This window comes from Micromonospora sp. ALFpr18c, from assembly GCF_008868155.1.
In the GTDB taxonomy this organism is placed as follows: domain Bacteria; phylum Actinomycetota; class Actinomycetes; order Mycobacteriales; family Micromonosporaceae; genus Micromonospora.
In genome coordinates, this window is sequence record NZ_WBKR01000528.1 from 1 (window position 1) to 343 (window position 343).

The 343-nt window shown below is 63.8% G+C and carries 1 protein-coding gene; it reads left to right on the forward strand.

The window, feature by feature from the left end; translation table 11 throughout:
* On the forward strand, positions 1–193 hold a 193-nt coding region (locus F8271_RS33710), incomplete at its 5' end, for a hypothetical protein (protein WP_225854927.1).
* Positions 194–343: the final 150 nt, after the last annotated feature.

Genomic DNA, 343 nt, shown 5'->3' on the forward strand with positions numbered 1-343 from the left:
CCAACTACCGGCCCACCTCGCCGGCCTCGCCGCCCTGCTGATCCCCGAACGCCGGGAACGCACCTGCCCCCGCGCCGTCAAACGAGCCCGCCACAACAGCTACCGCGTCAAGAATCGCGACGAGCCGACCAGCATCCGCCACCCAGACCCAGCCACCGTTCACATCTACCGTCTTCGACCCCACACAACATGATCAACTTAAGCTACGTGGCATTGGGTCAACAACCGGCCCCGCAAGAGCCTTGGCTGGAAGACCCCGGCCGAGGTCTTCGCCGAACAGCTAAGCTCGCTGGAACAGCCCGGTGTTGCAACAACCGATTGAACTCGCCCAGTACACCTCCAC